Genomic DNA, 18,771 nt, shown 5'->3' on the forward strand with positions numbered 1-18,771 from the left:
ATGTGATCGTTTTTAACGACGCGATCCGGACATGGGATATTGGGTTGAATCCGCCGCATTTCTTGCGGGGCACCGCGCGATTTGCGTGAAAATCTATTTAAAAATCAAAAAATTCTACCAAAGCGCAATCTTGTCTTCACAAGATGGAAACATATCTGCAAACTATAATGATAAAAGGCAGCAGGGTCCGGCGACGGCCCCGAAAACGAGAGAGAAAACGCTGCCTATGGGAGGGAATTCGGTTCGGACAGAACGGAGGCCCCTGATGTCCACTGCGACGGATTTCGTGCCTGGCGATCCCGCCTTGATGCTGACGGTGCTCCGCAGTGCCGATGGCAACCTTGACCAAAGCATCCTGCTTGAACGCATTTTATCCCTGTTTTGCACGGATGATGACGGCAATCAGATCATTGTCGAAGACTCACCCGACTTGCGACGACGTATCAATAACGCAATTTCGCATCTGAAAATTGCCGGTCTGGTGGACACGGCAACGGATAACAGCCTGTCCATCACCTCCCTTGGCAGGGCCATGATGATGGCCTATCCGATGGGAATCGATGATGGGGTATTGTGTTCGCTACCGGCCTTTCGCAATCAGATTTACGATACCAATGCCCCGGTTGTGCATGAACGGCACCTTCCCAATCCCGCTTATGGATCGGGTTTCTCGGCGGGACTGGGTTCCCATCGGTTAACCGAGAACCCCTATCCGTCCGACAGCCGCGATCATGAAGACTGGCTGATGGGCTGGGACGAAGCGCTTGATCAAAGCAAACGCGAAGCCGAAACGCTTGTAAGATAGGCAATCATTCCGGCCATGAATGCGGCCCGCCATGAAAATCTGCGACCGGCACCATTTGGGGGAACCAGGACGGTGCCGGAATTGACCACACCGGAATTGATCCGGTTGGCCCGGATGCCCGTCCGATGGCCACATATTGCCCGCCGGCTGCTTCCGGGTACGAATGCGTACCGGTCCAGCCAACAGCAGGGCAACCAGTATGCGTCACCCAATTTCCCAAAGATGTATCGCGACGCCAGATAGCAAAGCCATCAGGCGGCGGCTCTGGCGCAAGAACCGGTTTAAAGCGTTTTGTGTTTAATCGTTATCGGGTCTGGAATTCGGATTGGCGGCGCGGAAAAACGAAATCACGTTGTCGCTACCAGCGCCGGTTTCAATGTCGGTGTCGGTGTCCGAAGATGCCATATCGACGTCATCGGGATTTTTCCCGCCCCCGGCAACAGCGGATTCGGCTTCATCGCCGGTTTCATCAGATTCGGTATTTTCAGACGGTTCGGAACCACCGCGATAATGGCCATCATGCTGCCTGTCGGCCTTGCGATCCTCGGCGTCTTTTTTCGTGCGCTCGCCGCGTGTGCGGCCATGCAGGGCACGATTGGCATCGGCCTGTTTTTCCTTGGCTGTGCGCTTCTTCTGCTTGCGCGCCTGACGCAGATTGACAAGATCGCCCATGCGGACGTCCCCTTTCATCGCGGCCTGAAATGACAAACGGGCACCCTGAATGATCAGGGCACCCGCCTGGAAGCTTGGCAAACCGTTGATAAAACCTGCTGCCTCAAACCGCCTTAGCGGACGAAGACATGTACCTCGTTGGCCGAAACCGAGGCACTGGTCGCATCAGAAACACGTACACGCGTGCTGGGCATTCCCATATCTGTCAGGGAACGCAGAACCGATTGCGCATTGCGTTTTGATTTGTTGCTGTTCAGCGCAACCTGCGCCGGGGTACCACGATTCGGCGTTACCGCAACAACATCAAAGCTGGCCTGCGGGCGGCGCTCCAGAACGCGGTTGACCGCGTTATAAAGCGCCTGCTCGTATTTCACGCTCGCGCTGTCGAAACGGATAACCACCAGCGGACGTTCGCTGGCCGATGCCATGCTGGCACCGGCAGATGCCGGTGCAGCCTGTGACTGGAAGACACGCTTGGAAAGCGCATCACCGAAAATCTCGCCATTCTTGACGGCCAGTGCCAGCGCATTGAGGTTTGCACGCTCGTTGCTGACATAAGACGTCTGACGGGCAAGGCCTTCGCTGATTTCATTCAGAAGACGATCAATCAGAACCGTGGTGCGATTGGTTTCGTCTTCAAGCAGTGCGAGCTGACGGTGATCTTCGTCAACAGCACCGGAAACCTGATAGGCAGACCGGACTGATTCCAGCAGGAAGGTCGACAGGGTCGAATCAGCGGCCACTTTGTTGGCCAGCGAATTCATCGCCGCAATGTCGTCATTCACACGATCAAGTTCCTGCTGTGCAGTATTCCACTGCTGCACCAGAACCGGGTTGCCCGGCGTGGTACCAACCTGCAAACGTGCGCTGATCGCTGCCACAGTCCCGTGATAGGCCTGCGAATTGCGAACTGTCTGCGCACGAAGCTGCTGCAATTCGTTGTTGTGATCATTCAGCGCAGCCTTCAGGCGGTTAAGCTCGGACTGCATGTTTTCGACCTTGGACCCGACAAAGGTTCCGGTCTGCGAAATGCCTGTAAGCGGTTGGGAACTGCGCGCAACATCGCTTGATGTCGTAGCATCTGCCCCGCTTGTATCAGCCATTGCTGCTGAATTTTCAGAGCCGGCATTCTCTTCGCCAGCCAAAGTCGGCCAAAGGGCCTCTGAAGAAAAAGAACATCCCCCCAGCAAAAGGGCGGCGCCGATTACGGCGAGGTAGGTTTTACGAACGGCCATTTCGATCTATTACCTAAGTAGGAATAAGCGAATCTCCCTGAGCCTGCTTTTTTATGAATTGAAACAAGCCCCTGCTCCCCCGGGATTGAATGCATCTTAGTCCACGACCACGTGTGGAACAAGACGCATTTGCCCCTTTTTTAGCCATAGTTTGTCATATCGTTGTCAAAAGCAACAAACCGGGGCAGAACAAGGCCCTAGCAGCGGTAAAAAACCTGCATTCGGAAAAAATACGGTTTTTTGAAATTTACCGCTTGCAATGCCCCGCTCGTTTGCATAAGTTCCGCTCCGCCGACGGGGAGCACTCAACGCAAACTGGCGGAAACCAAGGCAAAGCGCCCGTAGCTCAGCTGGATAGAGCATCTGACTACGAATCAGAAGGCCGGAGGTTCGAATCCTTCCGGGCGCGCCATTCAAAGGCCCGACGTTATCGCGTCGGGCCTTTGCCATTTCCGGATCAAAATTTATCGCGCTTTCGCTGTCCGGTCTTTCGGAACGCAGAAATGTGAAGCGGATTACACTTTAAAGCCGGTTATCTGCCCTTATTACGCAACTTTTATCCACCATCCTTGCCCCAGCCAGTCCCTCAAACATATCTGGGGAGAACAGCAATCCCGCCCGCAAGGAGACAGGAATGGATATCGGAAAAATTCTCGGTGGCGTACTCGGTTCCGGCAGTACCGGCCAGATCGGCGACCGGATCAAGCAAGCCACTTCCGGCGGATCGACCAGCGGAATCGGCAAGGTACTGGGCAATAGCGGCCTGGGCGGCGGGCTCGTTGGTGGCGCGCTAAGCGGTGGGCTGATATCTGCGGTTCTTGGTTCAAAAAAGGGCCGCAAGATGGGCGGCAAGGTGCTGGCGTACGGCGGCACAGCCCTTGTTGCGGGGCTTGCCTACAAGGCATGGCGCGATTACAGCAACCGCCAGAAACCACAAAACCATGCACGCGACACCGATCTTGCCAGTATTCCAGCCGATAGCGGCTTTGCCCCGGAGCAGGAACGCGGCGAGGATGATGTTGATTTCCGTCTTGCATTGGTGCGCGCCATGATTGCCGCCGCCAAATCCGACGGACATATCGATCAGGCAGAACACAAACGCATTGCCGCCCAGATCGAACAGTTTGAACTGGGCGCATCGGAAAAGGCGTTTCTGTTTGATGCATTTTCCGCCGATGCCGATCCGCTGGCGATTGCCCGTCTTGCACGCACCAGCGAACAGGGAGCCGAAATCTATCTGGCATCCAGCCTGTCGATTGATCCCGATGAACAGGTCGAACAGCAATATCTTGACCGGCTTGCCGGTTGCCTTGGCCTGCCTGGCGAATTGCGGGCCCATCTTGATACACAGGCCGAAGGCGCACGGCGCGAATTCGCCGCCAGATAGCAAACCAACCGACATAATACACAAAGGCCCGGACGATCCCGTCCGGGCCTGACTTTTTTGCGCAAATATATGCTGGCCGATTACATACCCGGCATGATGACGGTATCGATAACGTGAATAACGCCGTTATCGGCCTCGATATCGGCCTGGGTTACCGTTGCATCGTCAACCATGACACCACTGGTCGCATTTACATCAATGGTGTCGCCCTGAACGCTGGCAACTTCCATTTCCTTGCCCGCGATGTCCGTCGACATAACCTTGCCCGGCACCACATGATAGGTCAGGATGGCCACCAGCTTTTCCTTGTTTTCCGGTTTCAGAAGGTCGTCGACAGTTCCTGCTGGCAGCTTGGCAAACGCATCATCGGTCGGCGCGAAAACGGTAAAGGGCCCTTCACCTTTAAGGGTTTCGACAAGCCCGGCGGCCTGAACCGCGGCAACAAGCGTCTTAAAGGACCCGGCAGATACAGCTGTATCCACGATGTCGGCGGCCTTTGCCGGAAGGGTTGCCAATGCGAGTGCCGCGGCGGTAACGGTTGCGATCACGGTTTTCTTAAAAGCAGTCATGTTTCGAACTCCTGTCCATATGTCGTCGGATGTTCCCGACATTTGTGCTGTCGAAATCCGTACGCACCCTTCGCACCCAACGGATCCATTCTGATCCATCATTTAATTGTGATGACCGCCCGACATCCACACAGGGCCGTCCTGCGTACAGCATCGATTGTGCGTCTTGAAAACGGGAAAAAGCCGGTGCCCGGAAACGGCAAGGAATGCTATGCTTGATGCCATCTTATGATCGCCTCAAGGAGCCCCAAGCATGAATGCCAACACGCGCATCACCATTTCCTGCACTGATCGTGTCGGTTTGGTATCGGATATATCCGGTCGTCTGTTTGATATCGGTGCCAATCTGGGGCCGACCAGCTTTGTGCTCGATCAGGGGCGCGCGAATTTTGTCACCACCTGCGAATTGCCCGACACCTGCCCGATCACCGAATGCGAGGCAGCCCTTTGTGAACTGCCGATGGAACAGGCCGAAATCACAGTCGAAGAAATTCAGCCCGCCCCGCTTCTGACCCGCGCACCGGGGGCCACGCACATGATTGAATGTTCCGGCATTGATCAACCCGGCCTGATCGCCCGACTGTCGGAAATTTTCATCGAATTCAACGCCAATATCGTGCAACTGGCGGCATCGGCAACCGATGAAAAAGATGCGCGCATCTATACAACACGCTTTGCGGTTGCCATCCCGGCCGACCGTGCGGCTGCCTGTCTGGCAACGCTTGCCAACACCGCCGGGTCAATGCGCATGCTGTTCCGGTTTGAAGAACTGAAATAGCGTCGCGGCTTACAAGCTTCCGTAATCATCGACATCAAAGGCCACATTGCCTTCAACCAGATCGCCGATCTCGATCCCGTCGATCTGAACGCCATAGCTATAATGTCGACCACCACTGAAATCGACATAAACACCTGTGTCGTTCTGTTCGGCGTGATTGATGAAATCATCAAAATCATCGATGCCGCTTTTTTCCTGGAATGTCTTGCCCAGCAAAAGCCTGTCACCATTTTCGCCTGGGTCGAAATCGGTAATGCGATCGCGTTCCGCCCCGCCTTCGAACCGGACCCAGACGAAATTGTCCGACGATGCACCGCCGGTCAGAAGATCATTGCCATCCCCGCCAAACAGCGCGTCTTCGCCATAATCCCCGCGCAGGACATCATGCCCGTCTTGCCCGAACATCCGGTCCGCGCCGCGGCCACCTTCCAGAAGGTCGCGACCAGCACCCGCCACTAACTGATCATCGCCGTGATCCCCGCGCATGATGTCCTGACCATCGTTGCCATACATTGCGTCGTCACCCATACCACCTTCGATAAGGTCATTCCCGGCGCCGCCATAAAGAAAGTCGTCCGCATTGTGGCCTTTGACAATGTCATCTCCGTCTCCGCCATCGGCATGGGTGCCGTCCGGCGGAAAGAGATCATCATCATAATACACCTCACCGGCCAGAACCGTGTCATTGCCCTCGCCGCCATATAGATAATCGCCGCCTTCATTACCCAGAATGGTGTCATCACCGGCATCACCGTAAAGGTAGTCGCGATCAGGCTGGCCATATTCCGTGCCAGAAAGGGTATCGTTGCCGTCACCACCATAGGCCGTCGCCCCGGTTAGCGTGTCATCACCGCCCTTGCCATAGATGGTGTCATATCCAAAATAGCCATCAATATGGTTGTCCTGATCGTCACCGATCAAAAGATCGCGATGGCTGGTTCCGAAAATGCCCTCGACATCAATCAGGACATCCCCGTTGGCATCCCCACCTTCGGCAATGCCCGCGCCAAGATCAATATGCACAGCCTCGGCAGACGTCTGATAGCTGATCGTGTCCTGCCCGCTGCCGCCATCAAGGAAATCGGCCCCTCGGCCGCCTGTCAGGTGGTCATCACCATCATTTCCCATCAGGGTGTCATTGCCGGTATCGCCGACCATTGTATTGTCACCACCGCGACCGATCATCAGATCATCGCCCCCCGCGCCAAACAGGGTGCCACCGCGCTCCTCCCCACCAATCAGCAGGTCATCATGATTTGATCCGCGTATGTTCAGATCGCGAAGCTCGCTATCATCCGCAAAGGAAATTCTGTCCCCCTCTGCATCCCCGCCATAACCCTTCATGCTGTCCTGATCGAAGTAAATGGCTTCGGGCGAACTGCCATAGGCAACAGTCGGCGCATAGCGGGAATAGGAAGAGGGAAAAATATCGCGGAAATCAAAGTTGATGGTATCGGCACCGCCGCCACCTTCGACCGCACTTATTTCTCCTTCAAAATAATCGTCTCCGTCAGTACCAATCACGCCCAGCTTCTGGGAGATATGGTCGCCATACTCTCCAACAATCAGCTGATCGCCATCCGCATCACCACCACTGACGTCAAGCTCGGCCACCTGTTCGCCAGACGGGGCATCTTCGTTATTGTAGAATTTGAAGGTTAGCGGTTCGCGCGACGTCGCATAGGACAATACGTAATCGTCAGATCGCCCACTGACGAAAAAGCTGTCGGCCCCGGCTCCACCGATCACCGTGTCTGACTGGCTGAAATGGATTTCATCATCACCATCCAGCCCATAAATAATGTCACGACCACGAGAGGTATGGTTCAACACGTCGTCTTCGTTTGTACCGATGATCCGTGCCATGGAAGGCCTCCTGTCGTTGAATGAAACGACTCAACGGTACGCCCTATGGGTGATTCTAAAAAGGAAAATAAAACCTAAAATATAGTTCGATTTTCAACCGGAAATGCAGGTTTTCTGCCAGTAATGGCACAACGCCACACCATCGACGCCCTTAAACCGCAACCCGGTTACGCCCTGCCTGCTTGGCGGCATAAAGTTTTTCGTCTGCCTGTTTCAGCACCGCCCACGGATCGTCAACATCCTCGTCACGTTCCGAAAGACCAACCGAAATTGTCACGGAAACCGTCTTGTTTTTGTCGGGCGGGGTAATTCTGGTTGCGGCAATCCGCTTGCGAAGGGCTTCAAGCGGCTCGTGGGCTTTTTCAGCACTCCGTCCGGCAAAAACAACGGTAAATTCTTCGCCGCCATAGCGGAACGCCTTGCCTCCGCCGCCAACGCGCGCCAGTTCGCGGGAAACCTTGCGCAGCACGATGTCACCGACATCATGGCCATAGGTATCGTTGAATTTCTTGAAATGATCGACATCAAGCATGGCAATCGCATATTGGCTGCCAAGTTCGGCCAAGGCATGGCCCAGCGCACGGCGTCCGGGCAATCCGGTCAGATCATCGACAAATGCCATCCGCCAGGCTTCCTGTGCCAACCCGGCCAGAACCACACCGGTTGCCGCCAGATAACCGAACTTGATAAAACCGGGGCCCATGACAGTTGCCACCGCAATAGCAATGATCGCGGCGGCAAAGCTGGTTTCAAGCGGGCGATGCAGTGCAAGCAGAATACCGACCGACAGGATCGACAGGATAAGGGCCGGTTGCGGCATGTCGGCCATGAAACTTCCGATATCGATCAGCCGGTAATTAAGGACCTGATAAAGGGCCGCCCCGACATCGGCCTTGCCGGCCAGCATCAGCATGACAAAAAGCTGCAATCCCAGCACCAGCATCCGCGCAATACCGCGTGGATTAAGAACCCCGCGTTCTGCGGTAAATCCCAGAACCAGCAGATTAACTGGGATCAGATAAAGCGTCGCAATGCGCAGGAATGCCAAACCATCGGCTGAAAATCCGCCGCCATTTCCCACCAGCAACCAGTAGCAGACCAGAAGCAGGATCATGACGAAAACCGCCCGCCCGCGGTTAAACCACCAGCCGATCGCACCGCCCAGAAGGGCCAGAATAAAGGGGCCATATCGCACAAGCCCTGCCAGTTCACCCGGCACCAACCCCGGTGAAAGCGCAAGCACAAGGCAAGCCCCCAAAATCAGAAAGGGTGCCAGCCCGGCAGAGACAAGAATGGAATAAGCGCGACGCATGGGCGGTGTGGTTCTGCCTGAAATTCCCCCAAGGATACGGAAACGGGCACAGCCGATCCGCAATATTCCGGGTAATCTAACCACTGCACCCTTAACGGGCCATTGCTTTATGCCTTGTTTCTGCGTTTTTTCTAATCCAGTCGGACAGACCCGCATCAGGGTTGCCTTCCGGTTGGCATCAGACGATGGTCGTGTGCGCAAAATGGCTTGCATCTGTTAGCATGCGCACCATAAATTGGATCAAATTCGCTCTATCTCACTGCGGCGCACAATGATCGCAGGCGCAGAATTCTGTCACGGCGGCCACGGTACGATCCCGAAAACGGGACAAAAGCATTTAACGCCGGAAGCTTGGCCCAAACACAAACAGGCCGATCCTTCCAGAATGACAGGCTTTGGAGAGACGTTACCATGAGCTTCACCACACCGACCCCGGCACCAGCACGTCTGAACCGGTCCGAACTGGCCGTTCCGGGCAGCCGTATCGAATTGTTTGAAAAGGCCGCCAGATCAAAGGCCGATGCGATCTTCCTTGATCTTGAAGACGCGGTCGCGCCAAGCGACAAGGAACAGGCGCGCAAGAACATCATTGCCGCGATCAATGACATCGACTGGGGCGACAAGGTGCTCTCGGTCCGCATCAATGGTCTTGATACACATTATATGTATCGCGATGTCGTCGATGTGCTCGAACAGGCCGGTGACCGGCTTGACCTGATCATGATCCCAAAGGTCGGCACGGCCGCCGATGTTTATGCGCTTGATATGATGGCAACCCAGATCGAGGCCGCCAAAGGCCGCAAAAAACGCATCGGGTTCGAACTGATCATTGAAACCGCCCTTGGCATGCAGAATATCCACGAAATTGCCGGTGCCTCCAAACGCAATGAAAGCCTGCATTTCGGGGTTGCCGATTACGCCGCCTCGACCAAGGCCATGACGACCGGCATCGGCGGCCCGAACCCGCATTATGGCGTTCTGACCGACAAGGACGGCGACAATCCGCGCGATTATCACTGGGGCGATATGTGGCATTACGCCATTGCCCGCATGGTTGTTGCCGCACGCGCCAATGGCCTGCGCCCGATTGACGGCCCGTTTGGCGATTTTTCCGACCCGGATGGCTATCGCGCCCAAGCCGCACGCGCCATGGTGCTGGGCTGCGAAGGCAAATGGGCCATTCATCCCAGCCAGATCACCCTTGCCAACGATGTCTATTCCCCGTCCGAGGCCGAGGTCACCATAGCCAAACGCATCCTTGAAGCCATGACCAAGGCACAGGCCGAAGGTGCCGGTGCCGTCGCCCTTGATGGCCGACTGATCGATATCGCATCCATCAAACAGGCCGAAGTCATGGTCAAACAGGCCGAAGCCATTGCCGCACGCGACGCGGGATAAATCATTACACTCTGCCAAACAATAAGGGGTGCCGCCCGGCACCCCTTTGTTTTTATGGCAACCGCAAAAGGTTAATCCGCGATGCCCTCAAAGGTGATCTTGCCAATGGCCTTGCCGGATTCCAGCAACGCATGCGCCTTGCGCAGGCTTTCGGGTGTTAAGGCTCCGAAACTTTCATTTGCGGTATTTTTCAGGGTTCCGGCATCGATCAGATCGGCCACGGTCGCCAGCAATTTGTGCTGTTCGATCATGTCCGGGGTCTGGAACATCGAACGGGTAAACATGAATTCATAGGAAAAGCTGGCCGATTTCGCCTTCAGCAGATCGACATTGTGGCTTTCCTTGGCTTCGGTAATCGTTGCGATCCGGCCTTGCGGGGTGATGATTTCAGCCATCACATCGAAATACTGATCGGTTTCCGACGTGCACAGAATGTAATCGACATGGGTAATGCCAATTGCCTTCAGCTCGTCATTCAACGGATTGCGGTGGTTGATCACCTGATCGGCACCAAGATCTTTGACCCAATCGATGGTTTCCGGGCGCGATGCGGTCGCGATAACGGTCAAACCGGCCAGTTTGCCAAGCTGGATCGCAATCGAGCCAACCCCGCCTGCACCGCCAATCACCAGAAGTGTCTTGCCCGCATTGGCATCCTTGGCATTGCGATCAATCATCATACGGTCAAACAGGGCTTCCCATGCCGTAATAGCAGTCAATGGCAATGCCGCCGCATCAGCAAAGCCCAGCGACTTGGGTTTTGGCGCAACGATGCGTTCATCGACAAGCTGGAACTGAGTATTGCTGCCCGACCGGGTAACATCCCCGGCATACCAGACCTCATCACCCGGGCGAAACAGGGTGACATCCTCGCCAACAGCTTCAACGACACCGGCCGCGTCCCAGCCAAGGATTTTGAAATTGCCGTCATCCGCCTTGCCACGGCGGACCTTGAAATCAACCGGGTTGACGGCAATACCCTTGACCCGAACCAGAATATCCCGGCCTTCGGCCTTTGGAGTTTCCATATCGATTTCACTGAACAACCCGTCCATCTCGACGGGGGCGGCTTTATAAAGTCCGATTGCTTTCATCGTGGCATCCTTTTGATCAAAGGTTTGAATTGCGAATGCACCAGACCTAGCGCATAATGCCCTTCACGGTAAGTACGCACAATTTGGACCAATAGTATCACTTTGTATACTATTGGCGGTTTCAGTGGATTAAAGGAGCCATTTGATGGCATCGACATTTGATTGCCCCCCGGATCGCAGCCCCGGTTGCCCGGTCGAAGGGGCGCTGGACGTGATTGGTGGCAAATGGAAAGGCGTCGTCCTGTTCCATCTGCTGGACGGGACAAAACGGTTCAATGAATTGCGTCGTCTGATGCCCGGCGTGACACAGCGCATGCTGACCCGCCAACTGCGCGAGCTGGAGGCCGACGACCTGATCCACCGCGAAGTCTATGCCGAAGTCCCACCGCGCGTGGAATACAGCCTGACCGCAAAGGGCGAAACGCTTCGCCAGATCATCCTCGCGCTAAAGGACTGGGGGGAAAGCCACGTGCCTTATTTCGCAGTCAGGCCCGAAGCAGACGTCGCCTGACTGCCGGTTGGATCAGGCCGATTTCGCCATCTGTAAAGGCCGCGCCATTTTCCAGAATGTCGTGCGATCATAACCGTCGTGAACGCCTTCACCGGCGATTTCAAAGCCGCGCGACTTGAAAAAGGCAATATTACCGGTCAGTTCAACCCGAACGTGGAGCCGCATGTTTGCCTTGCCCGCCTTTTCGGCATGGGCGCAGGCCGCCTCGACCAGTGCCTTGCCAATGCCGCCGCCCTGAATGGACGGATCAACCGACAATTTATAAAGATAGGCGTCTTTGCCAACATCCTCGATCCAGGCCTGGCCAATGACACGCCCCGCTGAATCATGGGCCAGAAACAGCGTATCACGGGCAAATCGCCATTGAAGTTCGGCAATATTGACCGATTTTGCCGAACTTGGCGGATCGACGATATCGTCCTGAAAGGCAAATGCCGCCAGCAGGATTTCAACAAGCCGGTCGAACGGAACAAGGGCGGGATCGCTGGGCGATGTGATCTCGATACTGGACGTCATGGATTTCCGCGTGCAAAACTGTCACTGTGCAGCGCGAAATATACGATATAATTCGTGCAAGGATGGAATTTATATGCCTATCGGACCTCAACCCTTGACGTGACGGGTTGATCAACTATGTTCCGCCTCATTGTTTCCCAGCCGGATATGATGCCCTGATGCATAACTTTCTGGATTTTGAAAAGCCGATCGCCGAACTCGAAGGCAAGATCGAAGAATTGCGCCACCTGACCGGCAATGATGAAGTCAACATCGCCGACGAGGTCGCACGCCTGCAGGACAAGCTGACCAAGCTGCTGCAAAGCACCTATGGCAAGCTGACCGCATGGCAGAAAACGCAGGTTGCCCGTCATCCTGATCGCCCGCATTTCACCGATTACGTCGCCCACCTGTTCGAGGGTTTCACCCCGCTTGCCGGTGACCGTCTGTTTGGCGAAGACGAAGCCATCATTGGTGGTCTGGCCCGCCTGCAGGGGCGCAGCGTCATGGTGATCGGTCATGAAAAGGGCCGCGATACCGAATCCCGCGTAAAGCACAATTTCGGCATGGCCAAACCAGAAGGCTATCGCAAGGCGATCCGCCTGATGCGCATGGCCGAACGTTTTGGCATTCCGGTTATCACACTGGTTGATACGGCCGGTGCCTTCCCCGGTGCCGATGCCGAGGCGCGCGGACAGTCCGAAGCCATCGCACGGTCAATCGAAGCCTGCCTTGATATCAAGGTTCCGCTGATTTCGGTCATTATCGGCGAAGGAGGATCGGGCGGTGCCATCGCACTTGCGGTCGCAAACTCGGTCATGATGCTTGAAAACTCGATCTATTCCGTGATCTCGCCGGAAGGCTGCGCCTCGATCCTGTGGCGTTCGGGTGACGAAGCCAAAACGGCGGCCGAAGCCCTTCGCCTGACCGCACAGGACCTTCACCAGCTAGGTGTGATTGATGAAATCATTACCGAACCGCTGGGTGGTGCACAACGTTCGCCGGTCGATGCCTGCAAACGGGTTGGCACCGCAATCGTCAAAGCACTTGAAGCCATGGACAATGTCGAAGGCGGTGTGCTCAAGGCGCGCCGTCGTGACAAGTTCCTTGATATGGGCCGTCACGGTCTGAACTGATTTCGCAGGGCGCAGTCGTCAGCAAGTCTGGTCTGCGCCCTGTTCGTGTTTTCTTTCCGGCGCAGTCCCGCCCGTCGGTGAAAACCCCGGCTGCCGCGCCTTTTGAACCGGTACCCACCGGGAGGGTTTAATGGAAACGCTGCGCCGGATCGTCGAATCTTCAAAGTTCCAGAATTTCATCACTGCGGTCATTGCGATCAACGCGATCATTCTCGGACTTGAAACTTCCCAAACCGTCATGAATGCCGCCGGATCGATCCTGCATCTGCTTGATCAGATCGCGGTCGCGATTTTCGTCATCGAACTTCTGATGAAACTGGCCGTGTATCGGCTGGGCTTTTTCCGGCGATCATGGAACATCTTTGATTTTACCATTGTCGCCATCACCCTGCTGCCGATGGGGCAGGGCGTATCGGTATTGCGTGCCCTTCGAATCCTGCGTGCCTTCCGCCTGATTTCGACAGTACCCTCGATGCGCAAGGTCGTCGAAGCCCTGATGAAGGCCATTCCCGGTATGGTGTCGGTCCTGACCCTGCTGTTGCTGGTGTTTTATGTGTCTGCCGTCATGGCGACCAAGCTGTTCGGATCGGGCTTCCCCGAATGGTTTGGCACCATCGGCGCGTCGCTTTATTCCCTGTTCCAGATCATGACGCTCGAAAGCTGGTCGATGGGAATCGTCCGCCCGGTTATGGAAATCTATCCGCTGGCGTGGCTATTTTTCGTGCCTTTCATCCTGGTCACCACCTTTGCCGTTCTGAACCTGTTCATTGCCATCGTCGTCGATGCCATGGCCACCCATGTTGACGTCGAAGAAACGCAGACTCGCACTGAACTCGGCCTTGATCATCACGAAATCCTGCGGGAATTGCGGGAATTGCGTGCCGAAGTCACCCGTCTGGCCGATGGCAAAAAGGACATTGAAACGGTTCGCCAACCCGGCGAATAGCGCGCTATACCTTGCTGAACCGCGGGTCAGCCCGCTGCTTTTATCCGGAAAATTAGCATTTCCCCATCAAAGGGGGTGGTTCTTTGCCCCAAACCTCGTCTAATCTTTCGTCAAAATGTCGGGAGATCGGGGAATGAAGCTTACGTTTGCGGGGACAGGTTCGGCATTCTGCATGGCGGCTGACAATTTCCAGAGCAATATGGTTCTGGAAGCAGTTCAGCCCGGCAGTGACCAACCGACACGCATGTTGATTGACTGTGGTTCAGATGCACGGCACTCGCTGCGCAATCTGGGCTATATGCCCAATGACTTTGATGCTGTTTATATCAGCCATCTGCATTCGGATCATATTGGCGGTCTGGAATGGATGGCACTGGCCAATTATTTCATTTTCGAAGGCCACCAAGCCAAACTGTTTGCCGTTCACGACCTGCTTGAACCGCTTTGGGAACACAGCCTGCGCGGCGGACTTCAGATCAGCGATCAGGGCAACAACAGCCTGTCATCCTATTTCAAGGTCAATGAACTCAGCCCGGCCAAGGGGTTTGACTGGCAGGACGTGCATTTTGATGTCATCCCGGTTGAACATATCGTGACGTCCCAGGGGACGATGCTTTCCTACGCGCTGTTCGGGCATGGAAAAAAACAAAGCTTCTTCCTGACGACAGATGCGATTTTCAATCCTGATGCCCATATGCCGCTGTACCAGAAAGCAGATATCATTTTTCAGGACTGCGAACTTGGTCCCCGCCATTCAGGCGTTCATGCCCATTACGAACAGCTTGTGACCCTTCCTGCCGATATCAAAGCCAAAATGTGGCTCTATCACTATCAGGCCTATCCAAAGCCCGATGCGGTTTCTGACGGCTTTTGCGGCTTTGTTGAACCGGGTCAAAGTTTCGAACTTGGCTAAAGCCTTAAAGGCCGGGTACATTCTGCATCAAAACGAGCAATAGGAACGGGTAAAAAAATCCGTTCCGACAAGAATACGGGACCCGTGAATGCCAAAGTCGGTTTTTGCCTATATCTGGCAACACAGCAGCTTACAGCAGATTATCCTGACTTTGGTCACGGTGATCTCCTTTCCATTTCTGTATTACTCGCTGGATTTGCCAAAGCTGATCGTCAACCAGGCAATCGGCGGCGCTGGCGAACCTTATGATGTTCTTGGCATCGAACTGAACCAGATCGAATATCTGTTCACCCTGTCTGGTATCTTTCTCGCGCTGGTCTTCATCAATGGCGGATTCAAATATTTCATCAACGTCTATGTCGGCGTGATGTCCGAACGGCTTTTGCGCCGGTTGCGCTATACCCTGTTTGAACGGGTCCTGCGTTTTCCGCTGCCGCATTTCCGTAAAACCAGCCAGGGCGAAATCGTTTCCATGATCACCGCCGAAGCAGAACCGCTTGGCGGTTTCTTTGGCGAAGCGTTTTCGCTGCCGCTTTATCAGGGCGGTATTCTGGTCACGATCACCGCCTTTATCTTTATTCAGGACCCGTTGATGGGGCTGGCGGCAATTTCGTTTTATCCGTTGCAGGGCTACCTGATCCCGAAACTGCAACGCCGCGTGAACCAGCTTGGCAAACAGCGCGTGCAGAATGTGCGCCGCATGTCTGAACACATCGGCGAAGTCGTTGCCGGTGCGACCGATATCCGCGCCCATGAAACGCAGGGTTTCGAGCTGACCCATTTCACCCAGCGGATGGGCCGGATTTTTGAAATCCGCAAGGAAATCTATTTCCGCAAATTCTTTATCAAGTTCCTGAACAACTTCATCGCCCAGATCACGCCGTTCTTCTTCTATTCGATTGGTGGTTATCTGGTGATCATGGGCGACCTCAGCTTCGGCGCGCTGGTCGCGGCCCTTGCCGCCTACAAGGATATGTCGGCCCCCTGGAAAGAGCTTCTGGCCTATTACCAGCGCCTTGCCGATGCGCGGATCAAATATGAACAGCTTCACGAACAGTTCGAACTGCCTGATCTTGGCCGTGAACACGAACTGATCGCGCCGAAATCCGAACGCCTGCCCGGACCGCTTGATGTCGCGGCCCTGTCATGGGTCGATGATGACGGCACCCGGGTTGTTGAAAATGTGTCGTTCAACATGCCCTTGCCGGGCTCGGCCCTTCTGACCGGCTCGGCTGACAGCGGAAAATCACAACTGGCCCGCCTGATCGCGCGGTTACTGACCCCGACCGGTGGCCGCATCCAGTTCAGCGACCGCAATGCCGAAGACCTTCCGGCATCCACATTCGGGCAACGTCTGGCCTATATCGGTAATGACGCCTATCTGTTTAACGGCACCATCGCCGACAACCTGTTTTATGGCCTGAAACACCGTCCGATCCTTGCTATCAAAACCGGCGATGAAAAAGACGGTGACGGCGATGACGAAAACCTGAAACTGCCGCTGCCGAAATTTGTCGACCATATCGAACTGACCGATCCGACCGATCTGCCGTGGCGTCTGACCGACGAGATGTACGACGAAATCAAGCGGTCCGGTAATATCCCCTATGACCCGGCGGCAGAATGGATCGACTATATCGGTCCGGGCTTCAATTCGATTGATGAATTGAAGGCCGAACTGATGCGCCTGCTTGAAGTCGTGCAGCTTGACCGCGATATTTACCGCATCGGCCTGCAACGCCGCATTGATCCGAAAGAACGCCCGGATCTGGTCGAAGCCGTTCTGACGGCCCGCCCGAAACTCAAGGAAATCCTTGCCGAACGTGGCCTGTCCGATCTGGTCGAACCCTATGATATTGATCTTTACAATGACAACGCACCGGTCGGCGTCAACATTCTGTTTGGTGCCCCGGCCCGATCCGATTTCGAACGCACGGCATTTCTGTCGCATCCCTATATGCAGGAAGCCCTGCGCGAAACCGGGCTTTACGACGTCATGATCAGCATGGGCCGCGATACGCTTGATCTGATGGTCGAACTGTTTACCGGCCTGCCGCCCGGACACGAATTCTTTGACCGTTACAGCTTTATCTCGGCCGACGAACTGCCCGAGGTCAAAAACATGCTGAAACGCACCGACGGGGTCGCGATCACGGATATGCGCGCCGAGGACAAGCTACGCCTTCTTGACGTCGCCATGAACCTGACCCCGGCACGCCATCGTTTGCGCGTCATTGATGACGAATTCCGCCAGCTGGTCCTCAAAGCGCGTCCGAAATTCTATGGCAAACTGCCCGACGATCTGGCGGACATGATCGACTTCTTCAAGGTAGATGAATATGCCGCTGCGGCCCCCGTCATCGACAACCTTCTGTTCGGTCGTTTTGCCTATGGCCGTGCAAATTCCGAAGAACGTGTTGGCGAAGTGCTGTTTGAAATCGCCCATGAAGGCGGCCTTTACGAAGCGCTTGTCACACTTGGCCTTGATAGTCAGGTTGGTGTCGGCGGCAGCCGCGTTTCACAAAGCCTGCGTCAGAAAATCGCGCTGGTCCGTGCCCTGATCAAGAATCCCGATCTGATGGTTGTGGACGAAGCCCTTTCGGCATTGGACCGTGAAACACGCGAACAGGTCATTGACTGGCTGACCGGGCAATCCGAACATCGCAGTGTAATCTGGGTTGATGGTGATGAAACCGACAGCCAGCGTTTCGGAACCTATCTGCATATGGCGAACGGCAAAATCGTTAAACGCCAAAGCCATGCAATCGACGGTGCCACCGCCGAACAGGCCGAAGACGAAGTCGCCGAAACCGCATCTGATGCAAATGATGGCAGCATCGAACAGGAAGTCCGACTGCTTCGGACCATTCCGCTGTTTGCCGGCCTTGACCCCAGCGTGATCAAGCTGCTGGCCTTTACCAGCCCGCGTCTGACCTTCAAACGCGGCGAGGTTCTGGTCAAACAGGGCGACCCGGGGGATGCGGCCTTTATCGTGATTTCCGGGCGCGGTGAAATCTGGCTGACGACCGACGAAGCCCAAACCATCAAGCTTCGCGATGTCGAACCCAAGGAAGTCATTGGTGAAATCGCCCTTCTGGTCGATGCACCGCGTTCCGCAACCATTCGCGCGGTCGAGGAAATGACGGTCCTGAAACTCGATAAAAACGAGTTCCTTGGCCTTGTCCGACAGGACCAGGCGGTTGCCGTTCAGCTGATCCGCGTTCTGGCCCACCGTGTTGATGTTACCACCAAACAGCTTACCAGCCGCAGTGGCTGAGTGAATTACACTCGACCGGACCTTTTATGAACAAGCTTGCCTCCATCATCATCGCCGCCGTTTTCGCCATCGCCTTGCTTGGCGGAATGGCGGCGATGATCGGCGGTGGGCTTTTGGGTGCCATTGTCTTTATCATCGGCATCCCGGTCGCCTTTCCGATGTCCACCAGCATCGTTGCGCTGTTCTTTGCCGTGATCATCATCCGTACCGTCATCGAGAAACGGCGCGAACGCCGCGAAATGCGCGCTTTTCTCAAAGATAACGCCGACGATTGAATATCCGCACAGCCCCGGCAGAAAAAACATCTGCTTTCGACCGGGGCTTGCCAAAAAAACCGCATCAAATCGCATCGAGTTCGGAGACCTCCTCTGCCAGCT

Annotated in this window: 17 protein-coding genes and 1 tRNA gene; 11 read left to right on the forward strand and 7 right to left on the reverse strand. The window is 55.3% G+C overall.

The genetic code is table 11. From position 1 onward, the window contains the following. Positions 1-265: 265 nt before the first annotated feature. On the forward strand, positions 266-805 hold the full coding sequence (locus tag BC440_RS04050; protein WP_071239589.1) for a hypothetical protein: 540 nt from the start codon (positions 266-268) through the stop codon (positions 803-805). Between the two features lie 297 nt (positions 806-1,102). Here the strand turns inward: BC440_RS04050 and BC440_RS04060 are convergent, their stop codons facing one another. Further along, positions 1,103-1,477, reverse strand: a complete 375-nt coding sequence (locus BC440_RS04060; RefSeq protein WP_083379297.1) for a DUF4169 family protein — start codon at positions 1,475-1,477, stop codon at positions 1,103-1,105. 113 nt (positions 1,478-1,590) lie between these two features. Next, positions 1,591-2,712, reverse strand: a complete 1,122-nt coding sequence (locus tag BC440_RS04065) for a hypothetical protein (protein ID WP_071239592.1) — start codon at positions 2,710-2,712, stop codon at positions 1,591-1,593. Positions 2,713-3,047: 335 nt separating this feature from the next. Between BC440_RS04065 and BC440_RS04070 the strand changes: the two genes are divergently transcribed. Beyond that, positions 3,048-3,124 (forward strand) — tRNA-Arg (locus tag BC440_RS04070). 222 nt (positions 3,125-3,346) lie between these two features. Continuing rightward, positions 3,347-4,099 (forward strand): tellurite resistance TerB family protein, encoded by a 753-nt coding sequence (locus BC440_RS04075; protein ID WP_071239593.1) that lies wholly within the window; start codon positions 3,347-3,349, stop codon positions 4,097-4,099. Positions 4,100-4,179: 80 nt separating this feature from the next. Here BC440_RS04075 and BC440_RS04080 read toward each other — a convergent pair whose 3' ends face one another. After that, complete coding sequence (locus tag BC440_RS04080; RefSeq protein WP_071239594.1) at positions 4,180-4,668, reverse strand: fasciclin domain-containing protein; 489 nt, start codon at positions 4,666-4,668, stop codon at positions 4,180-4,182. Between the two features lie 253 nt (positions 4,669-4,921). Between BC440_RS04080 and BC440_RS04085 the strand changes: the two genes are divergently transcribed. Beyond that, positions 4,922-5,446 carry a hypothetical protein gene (locus tag BC440_RS04085; RefSeq protein ID WP_037988153.1) on the forward strand — a complete coding sequence of 175 codons (525 nt, stop codon included), beginning with the start codon at positions 4,922-4,924 and terminating at the stop codon, positions 5,444-5,446. 9 nt (positions 5,447-5,455) lie between these two features. Here the strand turns inward: BC440_RS04085 and BC440_RS23600 are convergent, their stop codons facing one another. Together BC440_RS23600 and BC440_RS04095 are read right to left on the reverse strand one after the other, a co-directional pair. Next, on the reverse strand, positions 5,456-7,312 hold the full coding sequence (locus BC440_RS23600) for a calcium-binding protein (protein ID WP_071239595.1): 1,857 nt from the start codon (positions 7,310-7,312) through the stop codon (positions 5,456-5,458). A 151-nt stretch (positions 7,313-7,463) separates the two neighbouring features. Further along, positions 7,464-8,624, reverse strand: a complete 1,161-nt coding sequence (locus BC440_RS04095; protein ID WP_071239596.1) for a GGDEF domain-containing protein — start codon at positions 8,622-8,624, stop codon at positions 7,464-7,466. A gap of 411 nt (positions 8,625-9,035) precedes the next feature. Here BC440_RS04095 and BC440_RS04100 point away from each other — a divergent pair, with 411 nt between their 5' ends. Continuing rightward, complete coding sequence (locus tag BC440_RS04100) at positions 9,036-10,022, forward strand: CoA ester lyase (RefSeq protein ID WP_071239597.1); 987 nt, start codon at positions 9,036-9,038, stop codon at positions 10,020-10,022. Between the two features lie 71 nt (positions 10,023-10,093). Here BC440_RS04100 and BC440_RS04105 read toward each other — a convergent pair whose 3' ends face one another. Further along, positions 10,094-11,116 carry a zinc-binding alcohol dehydrogenase family protein gene (locus BC440_RS04105; protein WP_071239598.1) on the reverse strand — a complete coding sequence of 341 codons (1,023 nt, stop codon included), beginning with the start codon at positions 11,114-11,116 and terminating at the stop codon, positions 10,094-10,096. 145 nt (positions 11,117-11,261) lie between these two features. Between BC440_RS04105 and BC440_RS04110 the strand changes: the two genes are divergently transcribed. Then, positions 11,262-11,627: a helix-turn-helix domain-containing protein gene (locus tag BC440_RS04110; protein WP_071239599.1), complete on the forward strand. Its 366-nt coding sequence runs from the start codon at positions 11,262-11,264 to the stop codon at positions 11,625-11,627. A 12-nt stretch (positions 11,628-11,639) separates the two neighbouring features. On the opposite strand, the gene BC440_RS04115 is transcribed toward BC440_RS04110, so the two are convergent. After that, a complete protein-coding gene (locus BC440_RS04115) occupies positions 11,640-12,143 on the reverse strand; it encodes a GNAT family N-acetyltransferase (RefSeq protein ID WP_071239600.1) in 504 nt (167 codons plus the stop codon). Positions 12,144-12,301: 158 nt separating this feature from the next. Between BC440_RS04115 and BC440_RS04120 the strand changes: the two genes are divergently transcribed. From BC440_RS04120 to BC440_RS04140, 5 genes are all read left to right on the forward strand, one after another. Then, positions 12,302-13,258: an acetyl-CoA carboxylase carboxyltransferase subunit alpha gene (locus BC440_RS04120; RefSeq protein WP_007088932.1), complete on the forward strand. Its 957-nt coding sequence runs from the start codon at positions 12,302-12,304 to the stop codon at positions 13,256-13,258. Positions 13,259-13,388: 130 nt separating this feature from the next. Then, positions 13,389-14,204 (forward strand): ion transporter, encoded by an 816-nt coding sequence (locus BC440_RS04125; RefSeq protein WP_071239601.1) that lies wholly within the window; start codon positions 13,389-13,391, stop codon positions 14,202-14,204. A 133-nt stretch (positions 14,205-14,337) separates the two neighbouring features. Beyond that, the gene (locus tag BC440_RS04130) at positions 14,338-15,117 is read left to right on the forward strand and encodes an MBL fold metallo-hydrolase (protein ID WP_071239602.1); all 780 of its coding nucleotides are present in this window, start codon (positions 14,338-14,340) and stop codon (positions 15,115-15,117) included. An 88-nt stretch (positions 15,118-15,205) separates the two neighbouring features. Then, positions 15,206-18,394, forward strand: a complete 3,189-nt coding sequence (locus tag BC440_RS04135) for an ABC transporter transmembrane domain-containing protein (RefSeq protein ID WP_071239603.1) — start codon at positions 15,206-15,208, stop codon at positions 18,392-18,394. Positions 18,395-18,420: 26 nt separating this feature from the next. Further along, complete coding sequence (locus BC440_RS04140; protein ID WP_071239604.1) at positions 18,421-18,669, forward strand: hypothetical protein; 249 nt, start codon at positions 18,421-18,423, stop codon at positions 18,667-18,669. Positions 18,670-18,771: the final 102 nt, after the last annotated feature.

It is taken from the genome of Thalassospira sp. MIT1004, assembly GCF_001858545.1.
GTDB lineage: Bacteria > Pseudomonadota > Alphaproteobacteria > Rhodospirillales > Thalassospiraceae > Thalassospira > Thalassospira xiamenensis.